General features: G+C 61.2%; 18 protein-coding genes and 2 tRNA genes. 1 reads left to right on the top strand and 19 read right to left on the bottom strand.

Annotated features, from left to right (window positions below; genetic code table 11):
- Positions 1 to 201 precede the first annotated feature (201 nt).
- The 15 genes from pnp to rlmE all read right to left on the bottom strand — a co-directional run bounded on the left by pnp (position 202) and on the right by rlmE (position 15,557).
- Positions 202 to 2,307, bottom strand: coding sequence for a polyribonucleotide nucleotidyltransferase (gene pnp / locus ACO6VM_RS15555; RefSeq protein ID WP_390966803.1), 2,106 nt, complete (start codon positions 2,305 to 2,307; stop codon positions 202 to 204).
- A gap of 244 nt (positions 2,308 to 2,551) precedes the next feature.
- A complete protein-coding gene (gene rpsO / locus ACO6VM_RS15550; protein WP_009404303.1) occupies positions 2,552 to 2,821 on the bottom strand; it encodes a 30S ribosomal protein S15 in 270 nt (89 codons plus the stop codon).
- A gap of 149 nt (positions 2,822 to 2,970) precedes the next feature.
- Positions 2,971 to 3,888, bottom strand: coding sequence for a tRNA pseudouridine(55) synthase TruB (gene truB, locus ACO6VM_RS15545; RefSeq protein ID WP_125462542.1), 918 nt, complete (start codon positions 3,886 to 3,888; stop codon positions 2,971 to 2,973).
- Between the two features lie 3 nt (positions 3,889 to 3,891).
- A complete protein-coding gene (rbfA, locus tag ACO6VM_RS15540) occupies positions 3,892 to 4,290 on the bottom strand; it encodes a 30S ribosome-binding factor RbfA (protein ID WP_110995210.1) in 399 nt (132 codons plus the stop codon).
- 116 nt (positions 4,291 to 4,406) lie between these two features.
- A complete protein-coding gene (gene infB, locus ACO6VM_RS15535; RefSeq protein ID WP_401060460.1) occupies positions 4,407 to 6,947 on the bottom strand; it encodes a translation initiation factor IF-2 in 2,541 nt (846 codons plus the stop codon).
- A 27-nt stretch (positions 6,948 to 6,974) separates the two neighbouring features.
- Positions 6,975 to 8,456, bottom strand: a complete 1,482-nt coding sequence (gene nusA / locus ACO6VM_RS15530; RefSeq protein ID WP_110995208.1) for a transcription termination factor NusA — start codon at positions 8,454 to 8,456, stop codon at positions 6,975 to 6,977.
- 59 nt (positions 8,457 to 8,515) lie between these two features.
- On the bottom strand, positions 8,516 to 8,974 hold the full coding sequence (gene rimP, locus ACO6VM_RS15525; protein ID WP_016391791.1) for a ribosome maturation factor RimP: 459 nt from the start codon (positions 8,972 to 8,974) through the stop codon (positions 8,516 to 8,518).
- Between the two features lie 129 nt (positions 8,975 to 9,103).
- Positions 9,104 to 9,180 (bottom strand) — tRNA-Met (locus ACO6VM_RS15520).
- A 99-nt stretch (positions 9,181 to 9,279) separates the two neighbouring features.
- Positions 9,280 to 9,365, bottom strand: a tRNA-Leu gene (locus tag ACO6VM_RS15515).
- A 20-nt stretch (positions 9,366 to 9,385) separates the two neighbouring features.
- Positions 9,386 to 9,778, bottom strand: a complete 393-nt coding sequence (gene secG / locus ACO6VM_RS15510; RefSeq protein WP_011532138.1) for a preprotein translocase subunit SecG — start codon at positions 9,776 to 9,778, stop codon at positions 9,386 to 9,388.
- Between the two features lie 3 nt (positions 9,779 to 9,781).
- Entirely contained in the window at positions 9,782 to 10,537 is a 756-nt protein-coding gene (gene tpiA, locus ACO6VM_RS15505; protein ID WP_401060457.1) for a triose-phosphate isomerase, read from the bottom strand.
- A gap of 65 nt (positions 10,538 to 10,602) precedes the next feature.
- Positions 10,603 to 11,943 carry a phosphoglucosamine mutase gene (glmM, locus tag ACO6VM_RS15500; RefSeq protein ID WP_125462538.1) on the bottom strand — a complete coding sequence of 447 codons (1,341 nt, stop codon included), beginning with the start codon at positions 11,941 to 11,943 and terminating at the stop codon, positions 10,603 to 10,605.
- A 16-nt stretch (positions 11,944 to 11,959) separates the two neighbouring features.
- On the bottom strand, positions 11,960 to 12,811 hold the full coding sequence (gene folP / locus ACO6VM_RS15495) for a dihydropteroate synthase (RefSeq protein ID WP_401060455.1): 852 nt from the start codon (positions 12,809 to 12,811) through the stop codon (positions 11,960 to 11,962).
- A gap of 8 nt (positions 12,812 to 12,819) precedes the next feature.
- Positions 12,820 to 14,727 (bottom strand): ATP-dependent zinc metalloprotease FtsH, encoded by a 1,908-nt coding sequence (gene ftsH, locus ACO6VM_RS15490; RefSeq protein ID WP_401060453.1) that lies wholly within the window; start codon positions 14,725 to 14,727, stop codon positions 12,820 to 12,822.
- A gap of 203 nt (positions 14,728 to 14,930) precedes the next feature.
- Complete coding sequence (rlmE, locus tag ACO6VM_RS15485; RefSeq protein WP_011532133.1) at positions 14,931 to 15,557, bottom strand: 23S rRNA (uridine(2552)-2'-O)-methyltransferase RlmE; 627 nt, start codon at positions 15,555 to 15,557, stop codon at positions 14,931 to 14,933.
- Positions 15,558 to 15,659: 102 nt separating this feature from the next.
- On the opposite strand from rlmE, the gene ACO6VM_RS15480 reads away from it, so the two are divergent.
- Positions 15,660 to 15,968: a YhbY family RNA-binding protein gene (locus tag ACO6VM_RS15480; RefSeq protein ID WP_027595032.1), complete on the top strand. Its 309-nt coding sequence runs from the start codon at positions 15,660 to 15,662 to the stop codon at positions 15,966 to 15,968.
- A 12-nt stretch (positions 15,969 to 15,980) separates the two neighbouring features.
- Here the strand turns inward: ACO6VM_RS15480 and ACO6VM_RS15475 are convergent, their stop codons facing one another.
- The 4 genes from ACO6VM_RS15475 to carA all read right to left on the bottom strand — a co-directional run bounded on the left by ACO6VM_RS15475 (position 15,981) and on the right by carA (position 21,351).
- Positions 15,981 to 16,430, bottom strand: a complete 450-nt coding sequence (locus ACO6VM_RS15475) for an MFS transporter (protein ID WP_347150346.1) — start codon at positions 16,428 to 16,430, stop codon at positions 15,981 to 15,983.
- A complete protein-coding gene (greA, locus tag ACO6VM_RS15470) occupies positions 16,408 to 16,890 on the bottom strand; it encodes a transcription elongation factor GreA (RefSeq protein WP_178125730.1) in 483 nt (160 codons plus the stop codon). The genes ACO6VM_RS15475 and greA overlap by 23 nt, the downstream gene beginning before the upstream one ends.
- Positions 16,887 to 20,108: a carbamoyl-phosphate synthase large subunit gene (gene carB, locus ACO6VM_RS15465; protein ID WP_401060450.1), complete on the bottom strand. Its 3,222-nt coding sequence runs from the start codon at positions 20,106 to 20,108 to the stop codon at positions 16,887 to 16,889. The genes greA and carB overlap by 4 nt, the downstream gene beginning before the upstream one ends.
- A 106-nt stretch (positions 20,109 to 20,214) precedes the next feature.
- Positions 20,215 to 21,351, bottom strand: a complete 1,137-nt coding sequence (carA, locus tag ACO6VM_RS15460; protein WP_125857392.1) for a glutamine-hydrolyzing carbamoyl-phosphate synthase small subunit — start codon at positions 21,349 to 21,351, stop codon at positions 20,215 to 20,217.
- Positions 21,352 to 21,682: the final 331 nt, after the last annotated feature.

The following is a 21,682-nucleotide window of genomic DNA, read 5'->3' as shown; positions in this document are numbered from 1 at the left end:
AAATTAATCCTTATAAATCAGTTACTTATAAAAATCGCACGACATGATGGATCGTGCAATTTGCAAGTATGAGGGTATTGTTGAGTGCAAGTTGCAAGCTCGCCCGCAGGAAATGTGCCCAGCCTCCAGCGGCTCGACGGGCATGACCGACGCCCATAAAAAAAGGACCCCGAAGGGTCCTTCTTTGCAGCATCGAAATGCTTAGACGCCCGATGCCTTGGCAGCGGCAACGTCTTTGATCGACAGCTTGATACGGCCGCGGTTGTCCACGTCCAGTACCAGTACTTCGACTTCCTGGCCTTCCTTCAGGATGTCGGTGACCTTCTCTACACGCGCATCGCTGAGCATGGAGATGTGCACCAGGCCGTCCTTGCCCGGCAGGATGTTGACGAAGGCGCCGAAGTCGACGATGCGCTCGACCTTGCCGACGTAGATCTTGCCGATTTCGGCTTCAGCGGTGATGCCCAGGATGCGCTGCTTGGCAGCTTCAGCCGCTTCCTTGGTTTCGCCGAAGATCTTGATCGAACCGTCGTCTTCGATGTCGATCGAAGCCTTGGTCTCTTCACAGATACCGCGGATGGTGGCGCCGCCTTTACCGATGACGTCACGGATCTTGTCGGTGTCGATCTTCATCGCGATCATGGTCGGTGCGTTGGCCGACAGCTCGGTGCGCGACTGGCCAATGATCTGGTTCATCTGGCCGAGGATGTTCAGGCGCGCTTCCAGGGCCTGGCCCAGGGCGATTTCCATGATCTCTTCGGTGATGCCGTTGATCTTGATGTCCATCTGCAGCGCGGTAACACCTTTGGCGGTACCAGCTACCTTGAAGTCCATGTCGCCCAGGTGGTCTTCGTCACCCAGGATGTCGGTCAGAATGGCGAACTTCTCGCCTTCCTTGACCAGGCCCATGGCGATACCGGCCACCGGTGCTTTCATCGGCACACCAGCGTCCATCAGGGCCAGGGAAGCGCCACAGACCGAAGCCATGGAGCTGGAGCCGTTGGACTCGGTGATTTCCGATACGACGCGGATGGTGTACGGGAACACGTCAGCGGCCGGCAGCATGGCCTGGACCGAACGACGGGCCAGACGGCCGTGACCGATTTCGCGACGGCCAGCACCGCCCATGCGGCCACACTCGCCTACCGAGAACGGTGGGAAGTTGTAGTGCAGCATGAAGGGGTCTTTCTTCTCGCCTTCGAGGGTGTCCAGCAGCTGGGCGTCACGCGCGGTGCCGAGGGTGGCAACCACCAGGGCCTGGGTTTCGCCACGGGTGAACAGGGCCGAACCGTGGGTCTTCGGCAGTACGCCGACTTCGATGTTCAGCGGACGCACGGTCTTGGTGTCGCGGCCGTCGATACGTGGCTTGCCGTTGACGATGTTTTCGCGAACGGTGCGGTATTCGATCTCGCCGAAGATGTCTTTGACTTCACCGGCCGATGGCTGGCCTTCTTCACCGGAGAACTTGGCAACCGCCTGGTCGCGCAGCTCGCCCAGGCGCGCGTAACGGTCGGCCTTGACGGTGATGGTGTAGCCCTGGGAGACCGCCTCGCCGAACTCGGCGCGGATGGCGTTGAACAGCTCGGTGTTGGCAACGGCCGGTTTCCAGTCCCAGGTCGGCTTGGCGGCTTCGGCAGCCAGCTCTTTGACAGCCTTGATCACGGCCTGGAATTCGTCGTGGGCGAACAGCACGGCGCCCAGCATCTGGTCTTCGGTCAGCTCTTTGGCTTCCGATTCAACCATCAGTACGGCATCGGCGGTACCGGCGACGACCATGTCCAGGCTCGAAGCGGCCTGCTGCTCGTAAGTCGGGTTCAGCAGGTAGCCGGTGCTTTCGTGGAAGGCAACGCGGGCGGCGCCGATCGGGCCTTCAAACGGAATGCCGGAAATGGCCAGGGCAGCCGAGGTACCGATCATCGCAGCGATGTCCGGATCGGTCTTCTTGCTGGTGGAAACCACGGTGCAGACGACCTGCACTTCGTTCATGAAACCTTCTGGGAACAGCGGGCGGATCGGGCGGTCGATCAGGCGCGAAGTCAGGGTTTCTTTTTCGGATGGGCGGCCTTCACGCTTGAAGAAACCACCTGGGATCTTGCCAGCGGCGTAGGTCTTTTCCTGGTAGTGCACGGACAGCGGGAAGAAGCCCTTGCTCGGGTCTGCATGCTTGGCACCGACCACGGTCACCAGCACGGTGACATCGTTGTCGACGGTGACCAGCACGGCGCCGGTGGCCTGACGGGCAATGCGGCCCGTTTCGAGGGTAACGGTCGATTGACCGAACTGGAATTGCTTGATTACCGGGTTCACGGTTTCCTACCTTTTTCAGTGGCTCTGGGGGAACTGGTTTCTTGCGAATTCTTGGGCAGAACAGGGAATCGGCCCCGTTGACCGTCCAGATACAACACGAGGCTGGGAGCCTGGCGCCGAGCGGAAATCCCGCTCGGCATTGCCAGGCTGCCAACCTCGAAGATACGCATGGCGTGCCCAACGGAAACGCTGCCAGGCAGCGTTGCCGATGAATCCGCCATGCACACCACTGACCAGGCCGCTATTAGCGACGCAGGCCCAGGCGACCGATCAGGGCGCTGTAACGAGTGGTGTCTTTGCCCTTCAGGTAGTCCAGCAGCTTACGACGCTGGTTAACCATACGGATCAGGCCACGACGCGAGTGGTGGTCTTTGCCGTTGGCCTTGAAGTGGCCTTGCAGCTTGTTGATGTTCGCGGTCAGCAGAGCAACCTGAACTTCCGGGCTACCAGTATCGCCAGCAGCTTGCTGGTAGTCGGCAACGATTTGAGCTTTTTCTTCAACGCTGAGGGCCATGTGGCTTCTCCTGATAAACGGATCCCGCAAGCGGGGTCCAATAGGCCAGGGACTTGATCCCTGTATTAATAAAAAAGGTGTGACCGTGCCTACTGACAGCCACCCTTGTATCCGCAGGCTTTAGCCGAAGCCTGGGCCTGCGGTTTCGGTCATTCCGACCGAATCAGCCGACGTGGCGCCACGCGCCCGTCTTCGCTCACTTCACCGATACCGATGAAGCGACCGTTGTGATCCTGTACGCGGACCATGCCGAACTGCGGCGCATCCGGAGCACGCACGGCCTGGCCATGCAGCCAGTAGAACGCACTGTGCTCGGAAAGGCTCAACAGCGGCCAGTCCTGCAGCCCGCTGTCGGACGGCATGAGGAAGCGATCAAGCGCTTCGTTGCCACCTTCGGCGTGGGCCTGTTCGAGCTCCTCGAGGGTCACGGTCTGTGCCAGTGCGAAGGGCCCGGCCTGGGTCCTGCGCAGCTCGGCGACATAGGCACCGCAGCCAAGTGCCTCGCCAATATCCTCCACCAGGGTGCGGATATAGGTGCCTTTGCTGCATCCTACGCTCAGCCGTGCACGGGTGCCTTCGCACTCGAGCAACTCCAAGCGGCCAATAGTAACAGAACGCGCCTCGCGCTCCACTACCTCTCCTGCACGTGCCAGCTTGTAAAGCGGCTGGCCGTCACGCTTGAGCGCCGAGTACATCGGCGGTATCTGGCTGATCGGGCCGCGAAAACGCGGCAGCACTGCCTCGATGTCGGCGCGACCGACGGTCACCTCACGGGTCTGCAGGACTTCGCCCTCGGCATCACCGGTGTTGGTAGTCTGCCCCATCTGCATAACCGTTTCGTAGCCCTTGTCGGACTCGAGCAGGTATTGCGAGAACTTGGTCGCTTCACCGAAGCACAGCGGCAGCACGCCGCTGGCCAGCGGGTCGAGGCTGCCGGTGTGGCCGGCCTTCTCGGCATTGAGCAACCAGCGAACCTTCTGCAACGCGGCGTTGGAGGTGAACCCCAGCGGCTTGTCGAGCAGGATGATGCCGCTGACGTTGCGGCGGATACGTTTGACCTGGGCCACCGCTTACTCCTTGGCGCCCGGCTCGTCGGCATCCTTGTGCAGACGGTCTTCGGCGACCGCCCGCTCGATCAGTGCCGACAGGTGCACGCCACGGCTGACGCTTTCATCGAAGTGGAAATGCAGTTGCGGCACGCTGCGCAGCTGCATCGAGCGGCCCAGGTGCAGGCGCAGGAAGCTGGCGGCACTGTTGAGGGCCTTGAGCGACTGCTGCACGGCGTCCGGGGTTTCTTCACCCATGACGGTGATGAAAACCTTGGCATGGCCCACGTCGCGGCTGACGTCGACGGCGGTGATGGTCACCAGGCCCACGCGTGGGTCCTTGACTTCGCGGCGGATCAGTTCGGCCAGCTCACGCTGCATCTGATCGCCGATACGTTGGGTACGGCTGTATTCTTTTGCCATTTTTGCTACCTGTTTCTAAAGCGGCAAACGCCCGGTTCAGACACAAGCCTGACCGGGCGCTACCTGCAGAGGCGCTGCCAACCGCCGTACGACGGGGGTTGGCAGCGGGCTCGCCCTTAAAGGGTACGAGCCACCTGGACTTTCTCGAAGACTTCGATCTTGTCGCCGACCTTGACGTCGTTGTAGCTCTTGACGCCAATACCGCACTCCATGCCGTTACGCACTTCGGCAGCATCGTCCTTGAAGCGACGCAGCGATTCCAGCTCGCCTTCGAAGATCACAACGTCGTCGCGCAGTACGCGGATCGGACGGTTGCGGTACACGGTACCCTCGATGACCATACAGCCAGCGATGGCGCCGAACTTCGGCGAACGGAACACGTCACGCACTTCGGCGACACCCAGGATGTTCTCGCGAACATCGCTGCCGAGCATGCCGGTCAGGGCTTTCTTGACGTCTTCGATGATGTCGTAGATCACGTTGTAGTAACGCATATCCAGACCTTCCTGCTCGACGATCCGGCGCGCACCGGCATCGGCACGCACGTTGAAGCCGAACAGCACCGCGTTCGAGGCCAGTGCCAAGTTGGCGTCGCTTTCGGTGATACCACCGACGCCGCCACCGATCACACGTACCTGAACTTCGTCGTTGCCCAGGCCGCCGAGCGAGCCCTGCAGCGCTTCCAGGGAGCCACGAACATCGGTCTTGAGGACGATGTTGAGGGTCTTCTTCTCTTCCTGACCCATGGTCTCGAAGATGTTTTCCAGCTTGCCGGCGTGAGCACGGGCCAGCTTGACCTCACGGAACTTGCCTTGACGGAACAGGGCAACTTCACGGGCTTTCTTCTCGTCGGCCACCACGGACATTTCGTCACCGGCGTCCGGGGTGCCATCCAGGCCGAGGATCTCGACCGGGATCGACGGGCCGGCTTCCTTCACAGGCTTGCCGTTCTCGTCGAGCATGGCGCGCACGCGGCCATAGTTGGAGCCGACCAGGACCATGTCGCCCTGACGCAGGGTGCCGTCCTGAACCAGGATGGTGGCAACCGGGCCACGGCCTTTGTCCAGACGCGATTCAACCACGACACCGCGACCTGGAGCAGTCGGGGTGGCGGTCAGTTCGAGAATCTCGGCCTGCAGCAGTACGGCTTCGAGCAGTTCGTCGACACCAGTACCCATCTTCGCCGACACCTTGACGAACGGCGTGTCACCACCCCAGTCCTCGGAGGTGACGCCTTCGACGGCCAGCTCGTTGCGGATGCGATCAAGGTCGGCACCCGGCTTGTCGATCTTGTTCACGGCAACCACCAGCGGCACGCCAGCAGCCTTGGCATGCTGAACGGCTTCGCGGGTCTGCGGCATCACGCCGTCGTCCGCCGCCACCACCAGGATGACGATGTCGGTGGCCTTGGCACCACGGGCACGCATCTGAGTGAACGCAGCGTGGCCTGGGGTGTCGAGGAAGGTAACCATGCCACGGTCGGTTTCGACGTGGTAGGCACCGATGTGCTGGGTGATACCACCGGCTTCGCCAGCGGCAACCTTGGCACGACGGATGTAGTCGAGCAGCGAGGTCTTACCATGGTCAACGTGACCCATGACGGTAACGACCGGCGCGCGCGATTCGACTTCACCTTCGAATTTCAGCGATTCGGCCAGGGAGTCTTCCAGGGCGGTATCGCTGACCAGGGTGACCTTGTGACCCAGCTCTTCTGCTACCAGCTGAGCGGTTTCCTGGTCGAGCACCTGGTTGATGGTGACCGGAGTGCCCATCTTGAACATGAACTTGACGACTTCAGCACCTTTGACCGACATGCGCTGGGCCAGGTCCGAAACCGTGATGGTCTCGCCGATGGTCACGTCACGGATGACGGGGCCGGACGGGCTCTGGAAGCCATGCTGGTTGCGCTTCTTGCCTTTGCTCTTGCCACCGCGGCCACGACGGAAACCATCGCTTTCTTCTTCGGTGGTACGTGGCGCGGCACGTGGAGTCGGAGCCTTTTCCTTCTCCTTGACCTTGACCTTGACCGACATGCGCGGCGCTTCGCCACGGCCGGCAGCAGCTGGACCACCACCACGACGATCGTCATCACGGCTGCGGCTTTCGTTGCGACGGGTCTCGTCTTTCTTGCGCTCGGCAGCACGTGCGGCGGCGTCTTCGGACACCGGCGCATTGGCCACTACCGGGGCAGCAACAGCGGCAGGCTCGGCCTTGGCTACCGGGGCAGCGGCCGGGGCATCGGCGGCCTGACGGCGTGCCTGCTCCTCGTTGCGCTGGCGCACTTCGGCTTCGACCTTCTCGCGAGCGGCGTTTTCAGCCGCGCGGCGCTCTTCCTGCTCGCGCTTCTGCTCAGCCTGGATCTCTTCCGGGCTGCGCTGCACGAATACTTTCTTCTTGCGTACTTCTACGCTGATGCTCTTGCTACCGGCGACACGCAGGGTGCTGGTGGTCTTGCGCTGCAAGGTAATCTTGCGCGGCTCTTCCGCCTTGCTCTTGTGGCTGCTCTTCAAATGGGTCAGCAGGGTCTGCTTCTCATTATCGGTCACTACCTGACCGGCGTCGGTGTGCGGCAGACCTGCCTCACGCATCTGCTGCAGCAGGCGCTCTACCGGTGCCTCGACCTCTTGGGCCAGTTCTTTCACCGTGACTTGCGTCATGCACTTCTCTCCTCAGGCCGCGCCTAATTACTCGAACCAGTGGGCTCGGGCGGCCATGATCAACTTGCCGGCACGCTCTTCGTCGATGCCGTCGATGTCGAGCAGATCGTCGATCGACTGCTCGGCCAGGTCTTCGCGGTTAACCACGCCGCGCACCGCCAGTTCGGCCGCCAGGTCCTTGTCCATGCCCTCGAGGGAGAGCAGGTCTTCGGCCGGATGGGCGTCTGCCAGTTTTTCTTCGGTAGCGATGGCCTTGGTCAACAAACGGTCCTTGGCTCGAGCGCGGAGCTCATTGACGATTTCTTCGTCAAAGCCATCGATGTTGAGCATTTCTTCCAACGGTACGTAGGCAATTTCTTCAAGGTTGGTGAAGCCTTCGTCGACCAGCACTTGTGCCAGTTCTTCGTCGACTTCCAGTTCCTCGACAAAATTACGCAGGATGTCGCCGGTTTCAGCCTGTTGCTTGGCCTGGATGTCCGACTCGGTCATCACGTTCAGGGTCCAGCCGGTCAGCTGACTGGCCAGACGAACGTTCTGACCGCCACGACCAATGGCCTGAGCCAGGTTGTCGGCACCAACGGCGATATCCATCGCATGGGCGTCTTCGTCAACGATGATCGCGGCAACCTCTGCCGGCGACATGGCGTTGATGACGAACTGCGCCGGGTTCTCGTCCCACAGGACGATATCCACACGCTCGCCACCCAGCTCGCCGGATACGGCTTGGACGCGCGAACCACGCATGCCGATACAGGCACCTTGTGGGTCGATGCGCTTGTCCTTGGAGCGGACGGCGATCTTGGCACGCGATCCCGGATCACGGGAGGCGGCCATGACTTCGATGAGGCCTTCGGCGATTTCCGGCACTTCGATGGTGAACAGCTCGATCAGCATCTGCGGCGCAGTGCGCGACAGAATCAGCTGTGGGCCACGGTTCTCGGTGCGGATTTCCTTGAGCAGTGCACGCAGGCGCACACCGACCCGGAAGGTCTCACGGGGAATGATGTCTTCACGGGCCAGCAGCGCTTCGGCGTTGTTGCCCAGGTCGACGATGACGTTGTCGCGGGTGACCTTCTTCACGGTACCGGAGATGATCTCGCCAACGCGTTCGCGGTAGGCGTCGACCACCTGGGCGCGCTCAGCTTCGCGAACCTTCTGCACGATGACTTGCTTGGCGGTTTGCGCAGCAATGCGACCGAACTCGATCGATTCGATCTTCTCTTCGATCACGTCGCCAACTTTGGCTTCAGGATGACTTTCCTGAATCTTTGCTGGCCAGACCTCGATTGCCGGATCATCCAGATCCGCTTCCTCGACGACCGTCCAGCGACGGAACGTTTCGTAGCTACCGGTGTGGCGGTTGATTTCCACACGCAGGTCGACTTCGTCCTCAAAACGCTTTTTGGTTGCAGTGGCCAGAGCCACTTCCAGCGCCTCGAAAATGACGCCGGGCGGTACACCCTTTTCGTTGGATACCGATTCAACAACCAGCAGTACTTCTTTGCTCATCGTACGCCTCGCCTTGCGCAAGCCATTGGGCCCGTTAGTTCCGCCGGGCCCGGCACGTCTCAGTCAAAACTGGGAATAATATTGGCCTTGTCGATCGAGTCGATCGGCAGCAGGAACTCATGGTTATCCACCTGGACCACCACATCCTGCTCCTCCACACCGCGGAGAAGGCCCTGGAAGTTACGACGACCTTCGAAGGGCGTACGCAGCTTGATCTTCACTTGCTCGCCGGCATGCGAGGCAAACTGTTCCAGAGTGAACAGCGGGCGATCCATGCCTGGAGAGGAAACCTCGAGGGTGTATTCACTGCTGATCGGGTCTTCCACATCCAGGATGGCACTGGCCTGACGGCTGACCGCTTCGCAGTCCTCCACCAGAATGCCGCCTTCCTTGTCGATGTAGATACGCAGTACCGAATGCTTACCTTGGGAGACGTATTCGATCCCCCAGCACTGATAGCCCAGCCCCTCGACCACTGGGGCCAACAAGGCCTGCAACTGTTCTAGCTTGCTCGACACCTGAACCCCCTCGTGCATGCTGTGCAAATAAAAAATGGGCGAAGCGCCCATCCCTGAAAGCGCCGTAGGACAACGACGCCGAAAACTGTTGGCTAGCAAAAAGCCCCTGAAAAGGGGCTCCGCTGAAGCTGGTTGCGGGGGCTGGATTTGAACCAACGACCTTCGGGTTATGAGCCCGACGAGCTACCAAGCTGCTCCACCCCGCGACAAAGCTGGGGCGAAAGTATAAGACCGAACCCCCTTGAGGGTCAATCCAACCTCCACCTACAAGAAAGCCCGCTTAAAGCGGGCTCTCTTGCTTCAATTGGTACCGAGAAGGGGACTCGAACCCCTACACCCTATGGGCACAACCACCTCAAGGTTGCGTGTCTACCAATTCCACCACCTCGGCAATACTACATTTGAAACCCGTTACTGCTGCTCTTTGGCCGGAGGAGGTACGTCACCAGAGTTGGTGGTTTCGCTCTTCTGCTGCTGGAGCACCGGTACATCATCGTTGACTGCCGGCTTTTGCTCTTTGACTTCCAGCACTGCTGGATCTGGCAGACCAGCTTGAGTCAGCTGGTGAGCCTGCTGCTTGGCGAAGTATCCTAACCCAAGTGCAGTCAAAAAGAAAGTGGCGGCAAGTATAGCAGTAACTTTACTCAAAAAGGTAGCGGAACCTTGGCTTCCGAACACAGTATTTGAAGCACCTGCGCCGAAAGATGCACCAGCTTCCGCACCTTTACCCTGTTGCAGCAGCACCATTACTACCAGTGCCAACGCCGCCAACAGATGAAAAACAACTACGACTGTTTCCAGCATTGTTCAGTTTCCTGCGGCGCGACAAATTGCACCGAATTCGTCTGCATTCAGGGACGCTCCACCAATGAGCCCCCCATCGATATCCGGCATGCCGAACAGTTCGGCCGCATTGGCCGCCTTCACGCTGCCGCCGTAGAGAAGCTGCACGTTAGCTGCAACTTCGGCGTCCTTCGCCGCCAACTGCTCACGGATGGCTGCATGCACATCCTGGGCTTGCTGTGGCGAGGCCGTCAAACCAGTACCGATGGCCCATACAGGCTCATAGGCAATTACTGCATTGGCAAAAGCGGCAATACCGAACGCGTCGATAACACTGCTTAGTTGACGCCCTACAACTTCAAGCGTCTTGCCTGCCTCGCGCTCCTCGAGAGTTTCCCCTATACAGAGCACTGGCGTCAAACCACTTTTCTGAGCAGCTGCAAACTTTTGATTCAGCACTTCGTTAGTTTCACCAATAATTTGGCGACGCTCGGAGTGCCCGACCAGAACATATTTGCAACCAACTTCAGCCAACTGACTCGGTGCAACTTCGCCGGTCAGCGCGCCTTGTTCAGGCTGTACAGCAGAATTCTGTGCGCCGACGGTGATTCCCTTTCCTTCCAGGCCCTTGATCACTTGATCAATGAACAGGAATGGCGGAAACACCGCGACTTCCACACCGCTTGGCAGGGGCATATTGCCCAAGCCCTGAGTCAGCTCAGCGACGCTGGCGCGGGTACCGTGCATCTTCCAGTTACCAGCTACCATGGGGCGACGCATGCTTTACCTCGTCGGTCAAAGTGGGCGCAGATCTTACCCAACCCGATCTGCGCTGGCAAGCCTCTTCAGGCACAAACTTCAGCGACCAGCTTGGCCAGGGCTTCGGCATGGCCACGCACCTGGTTTTCGTCGTCGCCCTCGACCATCACGCGCACCAGTGGCTCGGTGCCGGACTTGCGCAACAGCACACGCCCGCGGCCCGCCATGTCTTCGGTCGCCTTGTCGCTTGCGGCTTTCACCAGCGGGTTTTTCAACGGGTCGCTCTTGCCTGCTTCGAAGCGCACATTGATCAACACCTGAGGGCACTTGCGCACGCCCTGGCGCGCCTGGGCAAGGGTTTCGCCGCGACGCTTGAGGGCCATCAGCACCTGCAGCGCGGCGATGATCGCATCACCGGTGGTGGTGTGGTTACAGCACACGACATGCCCGGAGTTTTCACCCCCCAGCAGCCACTCACGCTCAATCAGTTCGGCCATGACATAGCGGTCGCCGACTTTCGCCCGCACGAACGGAATGTCCAGTTCCTTGAACGCCAGCTCCAGGCCGAGGTTGCTCATCAAGGTACCCACCACGCCGCCCTGCAGCTTGCCGCGCTCGTGCAGGTCGCGACCGATGATGTACAGCAGTTCGTCACCGTCGACGATGGCGCCGGTGTGATCGACCATCAGCACCCGGTCGCCATCACCGTCGAAGGCGATACCCAGGTCGGCATGCCCGACCAGCACCGCAGCCTGCAACGACTCGATGTGCGTCGAACCGCAGCCCTCGTTGATGTTCAGGCCATCCGGTGCAGCATGCAGCACCGTCACATCGGCGCCCAGTTCACGGAACACGCTGGGGGCAACTTTGTAGGTGGCGCCATGGGCGCAATCCACCACGACCTTGAGGCCTTCAAAACTGGTGCTGGTAGGCACGCTGCTCTTGCAGAACTCGATATAGCGGCCGGCCGCATCGTTGATGCGCGAAACCTTGCCCAGCTTGCCCGAATCGACGACGGTCATCGGCTGGTCGAGCAACTCCTCGATCATCAGCTCGACTTCGTCCGGCAGCTTGGTGCCATTGCCCGAGAAGAACTTGATGCCATTGTCGTCGTGCGGGTTGTGCGACGCACTGATGACGATCCCGGCTTCGGCGTGGAAGGTGCGGGTGAGGTAGGCGATCGCTGGGGTCGGCATCGGCCCGAGCAGCATCACGTCGGCACCGGCGGCAGAAAGGCCGGCCTCGAGCGCCGACTCGAACATGTAGCCGGAGATACGGGTGTCCTTGCCGACCAGTACACGGCAGTGGCCCTGCTTGCGGAAGGCCATGCCCGCGGCCCAGCCGAGTTTCAGCATGAAGTCCGGGGTGATGGGGAACTGGCCAACGCGACCACGGATACCATCGGTACCAAAGTATTTTCTGCTCATAGGGACTCCAGTTTTCTTATTCGGCGCTCTGCACGGCGGCGATCATGCGCACTACATCGACCGTTTCGGCGACATCATGAACGCGCAGGATGCTCGCGCCCTTGGTCATGGCCAATGCCGCCAGCGCCAGGCTGCCGTAGAGCCGCTCACCTACCGGGCGATCCAGCGTGAGGCCAATCATGCTCTTGCGCGAGACGCCCACCAACAGCGGCCGCCCAAGGCGGTAAAGCGCTTCCATGTGTTTGAACAGGCTCAGGTTGTGCTCGAGGGTCTTGGCAAACCCGAACCCGGGATCGAGGACGATACGATCGGCGTCGATGCCGACCGCCGCACAGGCCGCCATGCGCTGCTCAAGATAGCGCACGACATCGGCGGTCACATCCTCGTAATGTGGATTGTCCTGCATGTTGCCCGGCTCGCCGCGCATGTGCATCAGGCACACCGGCAGCCCTGTAGCGGCAGCCGCATCAAGCGCACCGTCGCGCTCCAGGGCGCGCACGTCGTTGATCAGGCCGGCGCCGACGCGGGCCGACTCGCGCATGACTGCGGGCGTCGAGGTATCCACGGAGATGATCACATCAAGGCGGCTGCTGATCGCTTCGACGATGGGCGCCACGCGCTCCAGTTCCTCGAGGGGCGAAACAGCCCGGGCACCGGGACGCGTGGACTCGCCACCGACATCGACCAGGGTCGCGCCGGCGGACACCATCGCCTCGGCGTGACGCAGCGCTGCGTCGCGCTGGCTGAAGCGCCCGCCGTCGGAGAAGGAATCGGGGGTGATATTGAGGATACCCATGACATGGGTACGGGACAAATCAAGAACCCGGTTGCCGCAAGGCAACCGGGTCGGGTACTGCTGTGAACTCATGGCTACCCTTAGTGTTGAGCCGCTGGGCCGCCGATAGGCGACTCTGGACGATCACCCTGGGAGGCCTGGTTGCCGGAAGTGCCGGCATCATTGTCCCAGTCACGCGGTTCACGTGGAGTACGGCCTGCCATGATGTCGTCGATCTGGTCGGCATCGATGGTTTCGTACTTCATCAATGCTTCGGCCATGGCGTCGAGCTTGTCACGGTTGTCGGTGAGGATCTGCTTGGCGGTGGCGTAGCACTGATCGATGATCGCGCGCACTTCCGAGTCGATCATCTTGGCGGTCTCGCCCGACACGCTGGCGTGCTGGCTGCCAGCACTGCGGCCGAGGAACACTTCGCCCTCTTCTTCCGCGTACATCAGCGGCCCGAGCTTCTCGGACAGGCCCCACTTGGTGACCATGTTCCGGGCAATCTGGCTGGCACGCATGATGTCGTTGGAGGCACCGGTGGTGACGCCATCGAAGCCCAGGGTCATTTCTTCGGCGATACGACCACCGTACAGCGAGCAGATCTGGCTGATCAGCGCGCGCTTGGACAGGCTGTAGCGGTCTTCTTCCGGCAGGAACATGGTCACACCCAGCGCGCGACCACGCGGGATGATCGACACCTTGTAGACAGGATCATGCTCAGGTACAACGCGACCAACGATGGCGTGACCGGCTTCGTGATAAGCGGTGTTCTGCTTCTCTTTCTCGGACATGACCATGGTCTTGCGCTCGGCGCCCATCATGATCTTGTCCTTGGCCAGCTCGAACTCCTTCATCTCGACCACGCGCTTGCTGGAGCGAGCGGCGAACAGCGACGCCTCGTTGACCAGGTTGGCCAGATCGGCACCGGAGAAACCAGGGGTACCGCGAGCAATGACCGCCGGGTTGACGTTCTCGCCAATCGGGACCTTGCGCATGTGGACCTTGAGGATCTGCTCACGACCACGGATGTCCGGCAGGCCGACCACCACCTGGCGGTCGAAGCGGCCCGGGCGCAGCAGCGCCGGGTCGAGTACGTCCGGACGGTTGGTGGCGGCGATGACGATGATGCCATCGTTCATCTCGAAGCCATCCATCTCCACCAGCAGCTGGTTGAGGGTCTGCTCGCGCTCGTCGTGACCGCCGCCCATGCCGGCGCCACGGTGGCGACCGACGGCGTCGATTTCGTCGATGAAGATGATGCAAGGGGCGTGCTTCTTCGCCTGCTCGAACATGTCGCGCACACGGCTGGCACCGACACCTACGAACATTTCGACGAAGTCGGAACCCGAGATAGTGAAGAACGGCACCTTGGCTTCGCCGGCGATGGCTTTGGCCAGCAGGGTCTTACCGGTACCTGGCGGGCCCACCATCAGCACGCCACGCGGGATACGGCCACCCAGGCGCTGGAACTTGCCCGGGTCGCGCAGGAACTCGACCAGCTCGCCAACCTCTTCCTTGGCCTCGTCGCAACCCGCGACGTCAGCCAGCGTGGTCTTGACCTGATCTTCGGAGAGCAGGCGCGCCTTGCTCTTGCCAAAGCTCATCGGCCCGCCTTTACCGCCGGCACCGCCCTGCATCTGGCGCATGAAGAACATGAACACGGCGATGATCACCAGGATCGGGAAGCTTGCCACCAGCAACTGAGTCCAGATGCTCTGCTGCTCGGGCTGCTTGCCTTCGACGGTCACGTGGTTGTCGACCAGGTCGCCGATCAGGCCGTTGTCAGTGATGGCCGGGCGGACGGTCTTGAAGTTGTCGCCGTCGGTGCGCTTGCCGGTAATGATGTAGCCGTCGACGGTCACGCGCTCGACCTTGCCATCCTTGACCTGCTGGATGAAGTCGGAATAGTTGAGGGTCTGCGGCTCGTTAGGGCTGGAGAAGTTGTTCATCACCGTCACCAGGACGGCGGCGATGATCAACCACAGGATCAGATTCTTTGCCATGTCGTTCAATTCGCTACCCTCTGAGGCCGGCGCACGACGCAGCCGTGCCTCGCATGATATTCATCGCCCTAACTTACTACATTACCTACGCAACCGCAGGCACCGTCTGTAACCCTTTGTGAAAGCTAGACTACACGAAGTTCGGACGATCCAGACGGGGTGGCTGATTGGAATTAACTATCGGCCACCCCGCAGCACGCCTTTCATGCCCCTTTGAAACCCTTGCCCAACAGGTACTGTTCGCGGGAGCGATCCCGCGAGGACGATGGCTTGCGCATCTGCACCTTGTCGAACTTGCTGCGCACGTCCTTCAGGTACATGTCGAAACCTTCGCCCTGGAAGATCTTGATCAGGAAATCCCCGCCTGGCTTGAGCACGCGGGTTGCCAGATCCAGGGCCAGCTCACAGAGGAACATGGCGCGCGGCATGTCCACCGCGGGCGTACCACTCATATTGGGGGCCATATCGGAAATCACAAGGTCTACGTGCGAATCGCCGACCGCTTGCAGGATTTGCTGCAGCACTTCGTCCTGGGTGAAGTCACCCTGGATGAAGGTCACGTCCGGGATCGAGTCCATTTCCAGGATGTCCGAGGCGATCAACCGCCCTTGACCACCAATCAGACGACTGGTCACCTGCGACCAGCCACCTGGCGCTGCGCCGAGGTCGATCACGCTCATGCCGGGACGGATCAGGCGGTCTTTCTCCTGGATCTCCAGCAGTTTGTAGCTCGCACGGGAGCGGTAGCCATCCTTCTGCGCCTGCTTCACAAAAGGGTCGTTAAAATGCTCGCGCAGCCAGTTGGCGCTGCTTTTGGAACGTTGTACCACGGGGCACCTCGATGATATGCGTCGTGTTTGACTGGGCGGAGCCAGGGGCCCTCGGGTAAAATGCCCGTCAATTTTACAGAATCAGACGAAAAGGGTCAGATTATGCCGCTCAATAACGAGCAGAAGAAGCAATACAAGTCCATTGGTCATGACCTGAAGCCGGTCCTGATCGTTGCTGGCAACGGTGTGAACGAAGGCGTCGCCGCCGAACTGGAGCGCGCCCTGGCCGATCACGAGCTGATCAAGGTCGAAATCCGTTCGGAAGACCGTGAAGAGCGCGCCGCCGCGATCGCCGAACTGTGCAAGGTCGGCCGCGCCGAGCTGGTGCAGACCATCGGCAAGAAAGCGCTGATCTACCGCAAGAACCCACAGCCGAACAAGCAGCTGTCCAACATCCACCGCTTCAAGTAAGGGTGGCGCCGATCAGTGGCGCGCCTTGCGCGCCCTGACCGGAACTGGCTGGGCCACCAGCACGATGCCGGAAAAACCCAGCACCAGGAAGCAGAACATCTGCCAGCGTTCGCCCACGGAAATACCGTAGCGCAGCGTGTAGTAGCTGACACAGGCAGCAAAGCCAAGCAGCAACATCTGCCCACGGAACTGCTGCCACCAGGCCGCCAGGCCGTCCACCCTCGCCAATACCGCCAGCTGGGTCAACAGCCCGAGCATTGCCACGCCGATCAACCAGCGGTCGATCTGCGCGGCCACATCATGCACCAGCAACGGCGCAAGGCCACTGACCTTGAGCGCCGGCACCAGCCCCACATGGAACACCCACAGGCCACCGACCCAGAATACCTGGGCCAGTTGCCAGAGGATCCCCTCAAGGGATGGCGCCCGCAGGCGCCGGTCAGATGTGCTGGACTTCGACAATCTCGTACTCGACAGTGCCGCTTGGCGTCTTGATGACGACTACGTCGCCTTCTTCCTTGCCGATGATGGCCTTGGCGATAGGCGCACCGCTCGAGAGCTTGCCTTGCTTCACGTCAGCTTCATCCTCACCGACGATCTGGTATTTCACCCGTTCGTCGGTCTCGGTATTGGCCAGCTCCACGGTGGTACCGAAGATGACCTTGCCGGTGTGGGCAATAGTGGTCACATCGATTACCACAGAGTTCTGCAGACGGCCTTCGATATCACGGATACGCGCCTCGACCATGCCTTGCTCTTCGCGGGCGGCGTGGTATTCGGCGTTTTCCTTGAGGTCACCCAGCTCACGGGCTTCACCGATCGCCTGGCTCAGGCGCGGGCGCTCGGTCTTGCTCAGGAACAGGTGCTCCTCTTCCAGGGCGCGAGCGCCCTGGACGGTCATCGGGTACTTGGTAATGCTCATGCTTTGAGTCCTGCATGCAGATCCTGCAAGCGACGAACGGTCTTTTCAGGGCCGAATTTCAGCGCTTCGCAGATGGCTTCACCAGCCGCAATGGTAGTGGTGCAGTAAATCTTGTGCTGCAGCGCATTGCGACGAATCGAGTACGAGTCGGCGATCGACTGGCGGCCTTCGGTGGTGTTGATGATCAGCGACACTTCGTCGTTCTTGATCATGTCGACCACGTGCGGGCGACCTTCGGTCACCTTGTTAACGCGACGCACCTTCAGGCCTGCAGCTTCGATGATCTTCGCGGTGCCAACAGTGGCGACCACTTCGAAGCCCAGGGCGATCAGGTCGCGGGCAACGCCAGCCACTTGTGGCTTGTCGTCGTCACGCACGCTGATGAACGCGGTACCGCCGGTCGGCAGCACTTCGCTGGCGCCCATCTGGGCCTTGGCGAAGGCTTCACCGAAGCTATCACCGACGCCCATCACTTCACCAGTGGACTTCATCTCTGGGCCGAGGATCGGGTCGACGCCTGGGAACTTGGCGAACGGGAACACCGCTTCCTTGACGCTGTAGAAGTTCGGAATGATTTCCTGGGTGAAGCCCAGCTCTTTCAGGGTTTTGCCAGCCATGACACGGGCGGCGATCATCGCCAGCGAGGTGCCGATGCACTTGGAAACGAACGGCACGGTACGCGAAGCGCGCGGGTTGACTTCGATCACGTAGATCTTGTCGCCCTGCAGGGCCAGCTGCACGTTCATCAGGCCAACCACGCCCAGTTCCAGGGCCATCTTCTTGACCTGGTCGCGAACCTGGTCCTGCACGTCCTGGCTCAGCGAGTACGGCGGCAGCGAGCACGCCGAGTCACCGGAGTGAACGCCGGCCTGCTCGATGTGCTGCATGATCGCGCCGATCACCACGTCGGTGCCGTCGCACACCGCATCCACGTCCATCTCGATGGCGCAGTTGAGGAAGTGGTCGAGCAGTACCGGGCTGTCGTTCGACACTTGAACCGCTTCACGCAGGTAGCGTTTCAGCTCGTCCAGCTCGTAGACGATTTCCATGGCACGGCCGCCCAGTACGTAGGACGGGCGCACCACCAGCGGATAACCGATCTTGCCGGCGGCAACGATGGCTTCGTCTTCGCTACGCACGGTGGCGTTTGGCGGCTGCAGCAGGCTCAGGCGCTGAACCATCTGCTGGAAGCGCTCGCGGTCTTCGGCACGGTCGATGGCGTCAGGGCTGGTACCGATGATCGGCACGCCAGCTTCTTCCAGGGCGCGAGCCAGTTTCAGCGGGGTCTGGCCGCCGTAGTGGACGATGACGCCCTTCGGCTTCTCGACGCGGCAGACTTCCAGCACGTCTTCCAGGGTCAGCGGCTCGAAGTACAGGCGGTCGGAGGTGTCGTAGTCGGTGGAGACGGTTTCCGGGTTGCAGTTGACCATGATGGTCTCGTAACCGTCTTCACGCAGGGCCAGTGCCGCGTGCACGCAGCAGTAGTCGAACTCGATGCCCTGGCCGATACGGTTAGGGCCACCGCCGAGGATCATGATCTTGTCACGGGTCGACGGGTTGGCCTCGCACTCTTCCTCATAGGTCGAGTACAGGTAGGCGGTGTCGGTGGCGAACTCGGCGGCGCAGGTGTCGACGCGCTTGTACACCGGGAACACTTCCAGCTTGTGGCGGTGACGGCGCAGGTTCTTGTCGGTGATGCCCAGCAGCACGGCCAGACGCTGATCCGAGAAGCCCTTGCGCTTGAGGCGCAGCATGTAGTCCTTGTCGATCGCCGACAGGGCCAGGGTCTTGACCTTCTCTTCTTCCTTGATCAGATCTTCCATCTGCACCAGGAACCACATGTCGATGCCGGTCAGGGCAAAGATTTCTTCGCAGGTCATGCCCGAACGCATGGCGTCGGCCACGTACCAGATACGCTCGGCGCCCGGCACGGTCAGCTCGCGCTTGAGGATGCTGGCAGCCTCAGGGCTGGCCAGGTCGACTTTCGGGTCGAGGCCGCAGGCGCCGACTTCCAGGCCGCGCAGGGCTTTCTGCAGGGACTCCTGGAAGGTACGGCCGATGGCCATGACTTCACCCACGGATTTCATCTGGGTGGTCAGGCGGGCATCGGCTTTCGGGAATTTCTCGAAGGCGAAGCGTGGCAGCTTGGTGACGACGTAGTCGATCGACGGTTCGAAGGAAGCCGGGGTGCGGCCACCGGTGATGTCGTTCTGCAGTTCGTCGAGGGTGTAACCGATGGCCAGCTTGGCGGCGATCTTGGCGATCGGGAAGCCGGTGGCCTTGGAAGCCAGGGCGGACGAACGCGATACGCGCGGGTTCATCTCGATCACGACCATGCGGCCGGTGTCCGGGCAGATACCGAACTGCACGTTGGAACCGCCGGTTTCAACACCGATTTCACGCAGCACCGCCAGCGAGGCGTTGCGCATGATCTGGTATTCCTTGTCGGTCAGGGTCTGCGCTGGAGCAACGGTGATCGAGTCACCGGTGTGCACGCCCATCGGATCGAAGTTTTCGATCGAGCAGACGATGATGCAGTTGTCCTTTTTGTCGCGGACCACTTCCATCTCGTACTCTTTCCAGCCGATCAGCGATTCGTCGATCAGCAGCTCTTTGGTCGGCGACAGGTCCAGACCGCGGGTGCAGATTTCTTCGAATTCTTCACGGTTGTAAGCGATACCACCGCCAGTGCCACCCATGGTGAACGACGGGCGGATGATGCACGGGAAGCCGAGCTTCTCGAGGACCGCATAGGCCTCTTCCATGCTGTGGGCGATACCGGAGCGCGGGCACTCCAGACCGATGTCTTTCATCGCCTTGTCGAAGCGCGAGCGGTCTTCGGCCTTGTCGATGGTGTCGGCGTTGGCACCGATCATCTCTACGCCGAATTTCTCCAGAACGCCGTGGCGCTCCAGGTCCAGAGCGCAGTTCAGTGCAGTCTGGCCGCCCATGGTCGGCAGCACCGCGTCCGGGCGCTCTTTCTCGATGATCTTGGCCACCGACTGCCATTTGATCGGCTCGATGTAGGTAGCGTCGGCCATGGCCGGGTCGGTCATGATGGTGGCCGGGTTGGAGTTCACCAGGATGACGCGGAAACCTTCCTCGCGCAGGGCTTTACAGGCCTGGGCGCCGGAGTAGTCGAATTCGCAGGCCTGGCCGATCACGATCGGGCCAGCGCCGAGAATCAGGATGCTTTTGATGTCTGTACGTTTTGGCATGGTTGTCACTCAAATCCGCGGGTCAGTCGGCAAGCCGTCTTGAACAATCTGGGTCAGGCGCTTCCGGGCGCGGCACACGCCGCCCCGGGGCCTTGCAGCAGGATGCTCAGCGGCGCTTGGCCATGGCATCGATGAAACGATCGAACAGTGGCGCGACGTCGGTCGGGCCTGGGCTCGCTTCAGGGTGGCCCTGGAAGCTGAACGCGCTCTTGTCGGTGCGCTCGATACCCTGCAGGGTGCCGTCGAACAGCGACTTGTGGATGGCGCGTACGTTAGCCGGCAGCGTGGCTTCGTCAACGGCGAAACCGTGGTTCTGGCTGGTGATCATGACCACGCCGGTGTCCAGGTCCTGGACCGGGTGGTTGGCACCGTGGTGGCCGTGGCCCATCTTCACGGTCTTGGCGCCGGAGGCCAGGGCCAGCAGCTGGTGGCCGAGGCAGATGCCGAACACCGGGATCTCGGTGTCGAGGATCTCTTTGATCGCCTGGATGGCGTAGTCGCATGGCTCGGGATCGCCAGGGCCGTTGGACAGGAACACGCCATCGGGGTTGAGCGCGAGCACTTCGCTGGCCGGGGTTTGCGCCGGCACCACGGTCACGCGGCAGCCGCGGGCAACCAGCATGCGCAGGATGTTCAGCTTGACGCCGTAGTCGAAGGCAACCACGTGGTACGGCAGGTCGGCGGCTTCGAGGGTCGGGTGGCTGTCGGTTTTCAGCTCCCACACGCTGGAGCGCCACTCGTAGCGCTCCTTGGTGGAAACGACCTTGGCCAGGTCCATGCCCTTCAGGCCTGGGAAGGCGCGGGCAGCGGCGATGGCCTGCTCTTCGGTGATGTTGTCACCGGCGAGGATGCAGCCGTTCTGGGCGCCCTTTTCACGCAGGATACGGGTCAGGCGACGGGTGTCGATGCCAGCGATGGCGACGACATTGTTGGCCTTGAGGTAGTCAGGCAGCGACTGGGTGTTACGCCAGTTGCTGGCCAGCAGCGGCAGGTCACGGATGACCAGGCCGGCGGACCAGACGCGGTTCGACTCGGCGTCCTCCGGCGTGGTGCCGGTGTTGCCGATGTGCGGGTAGGTCAGGGTAACGATTTGCTGGGCATAGGAAGGGTCTGTAAGGATTTCCTGGTAGCCGGTCATAGCAGTGTTGAACACCACCTCACCAACGGTCTGACCGTCGGCACCGATGGCTTCACCGCGAAAAATACTGCCGTCGGCAAGGGCGAGTATGGCTGGCTTTGTCAAGAAGACCTCCCGTAGATCAAGCATGAAAGGGCGATCGCAGGTTGCAAAAAAGCGGAGTGACGTATGGACACGTCACCCCGCTTTCATGTGCTGAATTCAATTCGCTGCGCGCTTTTAGTGGACACACTAAAGCTGTAGCTTACAGAAAAGTGCATTTTGGGTCTACCGCAGATGTGTCTCTAAAACACATGAATGCGACAGAAACACCGAAACCTGTGGGAGCGGGGGGGGGGGGGGGGGGGGGGGGGGGGGGGGGGGGGGGGGGGGGGGGGGGGGGGGGGGGGGGGGGGAGGGGGGGGGGGGAGAGAAGAAGAAGAAAAGAAAAGAAAAA

The organism is Pseudomonas sp. GZD-209, assembly GCF_049310485.1.
Lineage (GTDB): Bacteria > Pseudomonadota > Gammaproteobacteria > Pseudomonadales > Pseudomonadaceae > Aquipseudomonas > Aquipseudomonas sichuanensis.
This window is presented reverse-complemented; position numbering and strand designations above follow the sequence as displayed.

What these genes read in the sequence shown, in the direction of transcription:
- rpsO (WP_009404303.1), bottom strand. Translation starts at nt 2,821, where the DNA reads ATGGCCCTCAGCGTTGAAGAAAAAGCTCAAATCGTTGCCGACTACCAG.
- rbfA (WP_110995210.1), bottom strand. Translation starts at nt 4,290, where the DNA reads ATGGCAAAAGAATACAGCCGTACCCAACGTATCGGCGATCAGATGCAG.
- infB (WP_401060460.1), bottom strand. Translation starts at nt 6,947, where the DNA reads ATGACGCAAGTCACGGTGAAAGAACTGGCCCAAGAGGTCGAGGCACCG.
- nusA (WP_110995208.1), bottom strand. Translation starts at nt 8,456, where the DNA reads ATGAGCAAAGAAGTACTGCTGGTTGTTGAATCGGTATCCAACGAAAAG.
- secG (WP_011532138.1), bottom strand. Translation starts at nt 9,778, where the DNA reads ATGCTGGAAACAGTCGTAGTTGTTTTTCATCTGTTGGCGGCGTTGGCA.
- tpiA (WP_401060457.1), bottom strand. Translation starts at nt 10,537, where the DNA reads ATGCGTCGCCCCATGGTAGCTGGTAACTGGAAGATGCACGGTACCCGC.
- glmM (WP_125462538.1), bottom strand. Translation starts at nt 11,943, where the DNA reads ATGAGCAGAAAATACTTTGGTACCGATGGTATCCGTGGTCGCGTTGGC.
- folP (WP_401060455.1), bottom strand. Translation starts at nt 12,811, where the DNA reads ATGAGTTCACAGCAGTACCCGACCCGGTTGCCTTGCGGCAACCGGGTT.
- ftsH (WP_401060453.1), bottom strand. Translation starts at nt 14,727, where the DNA reads ATGGCAAAGAATCTGATCCTGTGGTTGATCATCGCCGCCGTCCTGGTG.
- ACO6VM_RS15480 (WP_027595032.1), top strand. Translation starts at nt 15,660, where the DNA reads ATGCCGCTCAATAACGAGCAGAAGAAGCAATACAAGTCCATTGGTCAT.
- greA (WP_178125730.1), bottom strand. Translation starts at nt 16,890, where the DNA reads ATGAGCATTACCAAGTACCCGATGACCGTCCAGGGCGCTCGCGCCCTG.
- carB (WP_401060450.1), bottom strand. Translation starts at nt 20,108, where the DNA reads ATGCCAAAACGTACAGACATCAAAAGCATCCTGATTCTCGGCGCTGGC.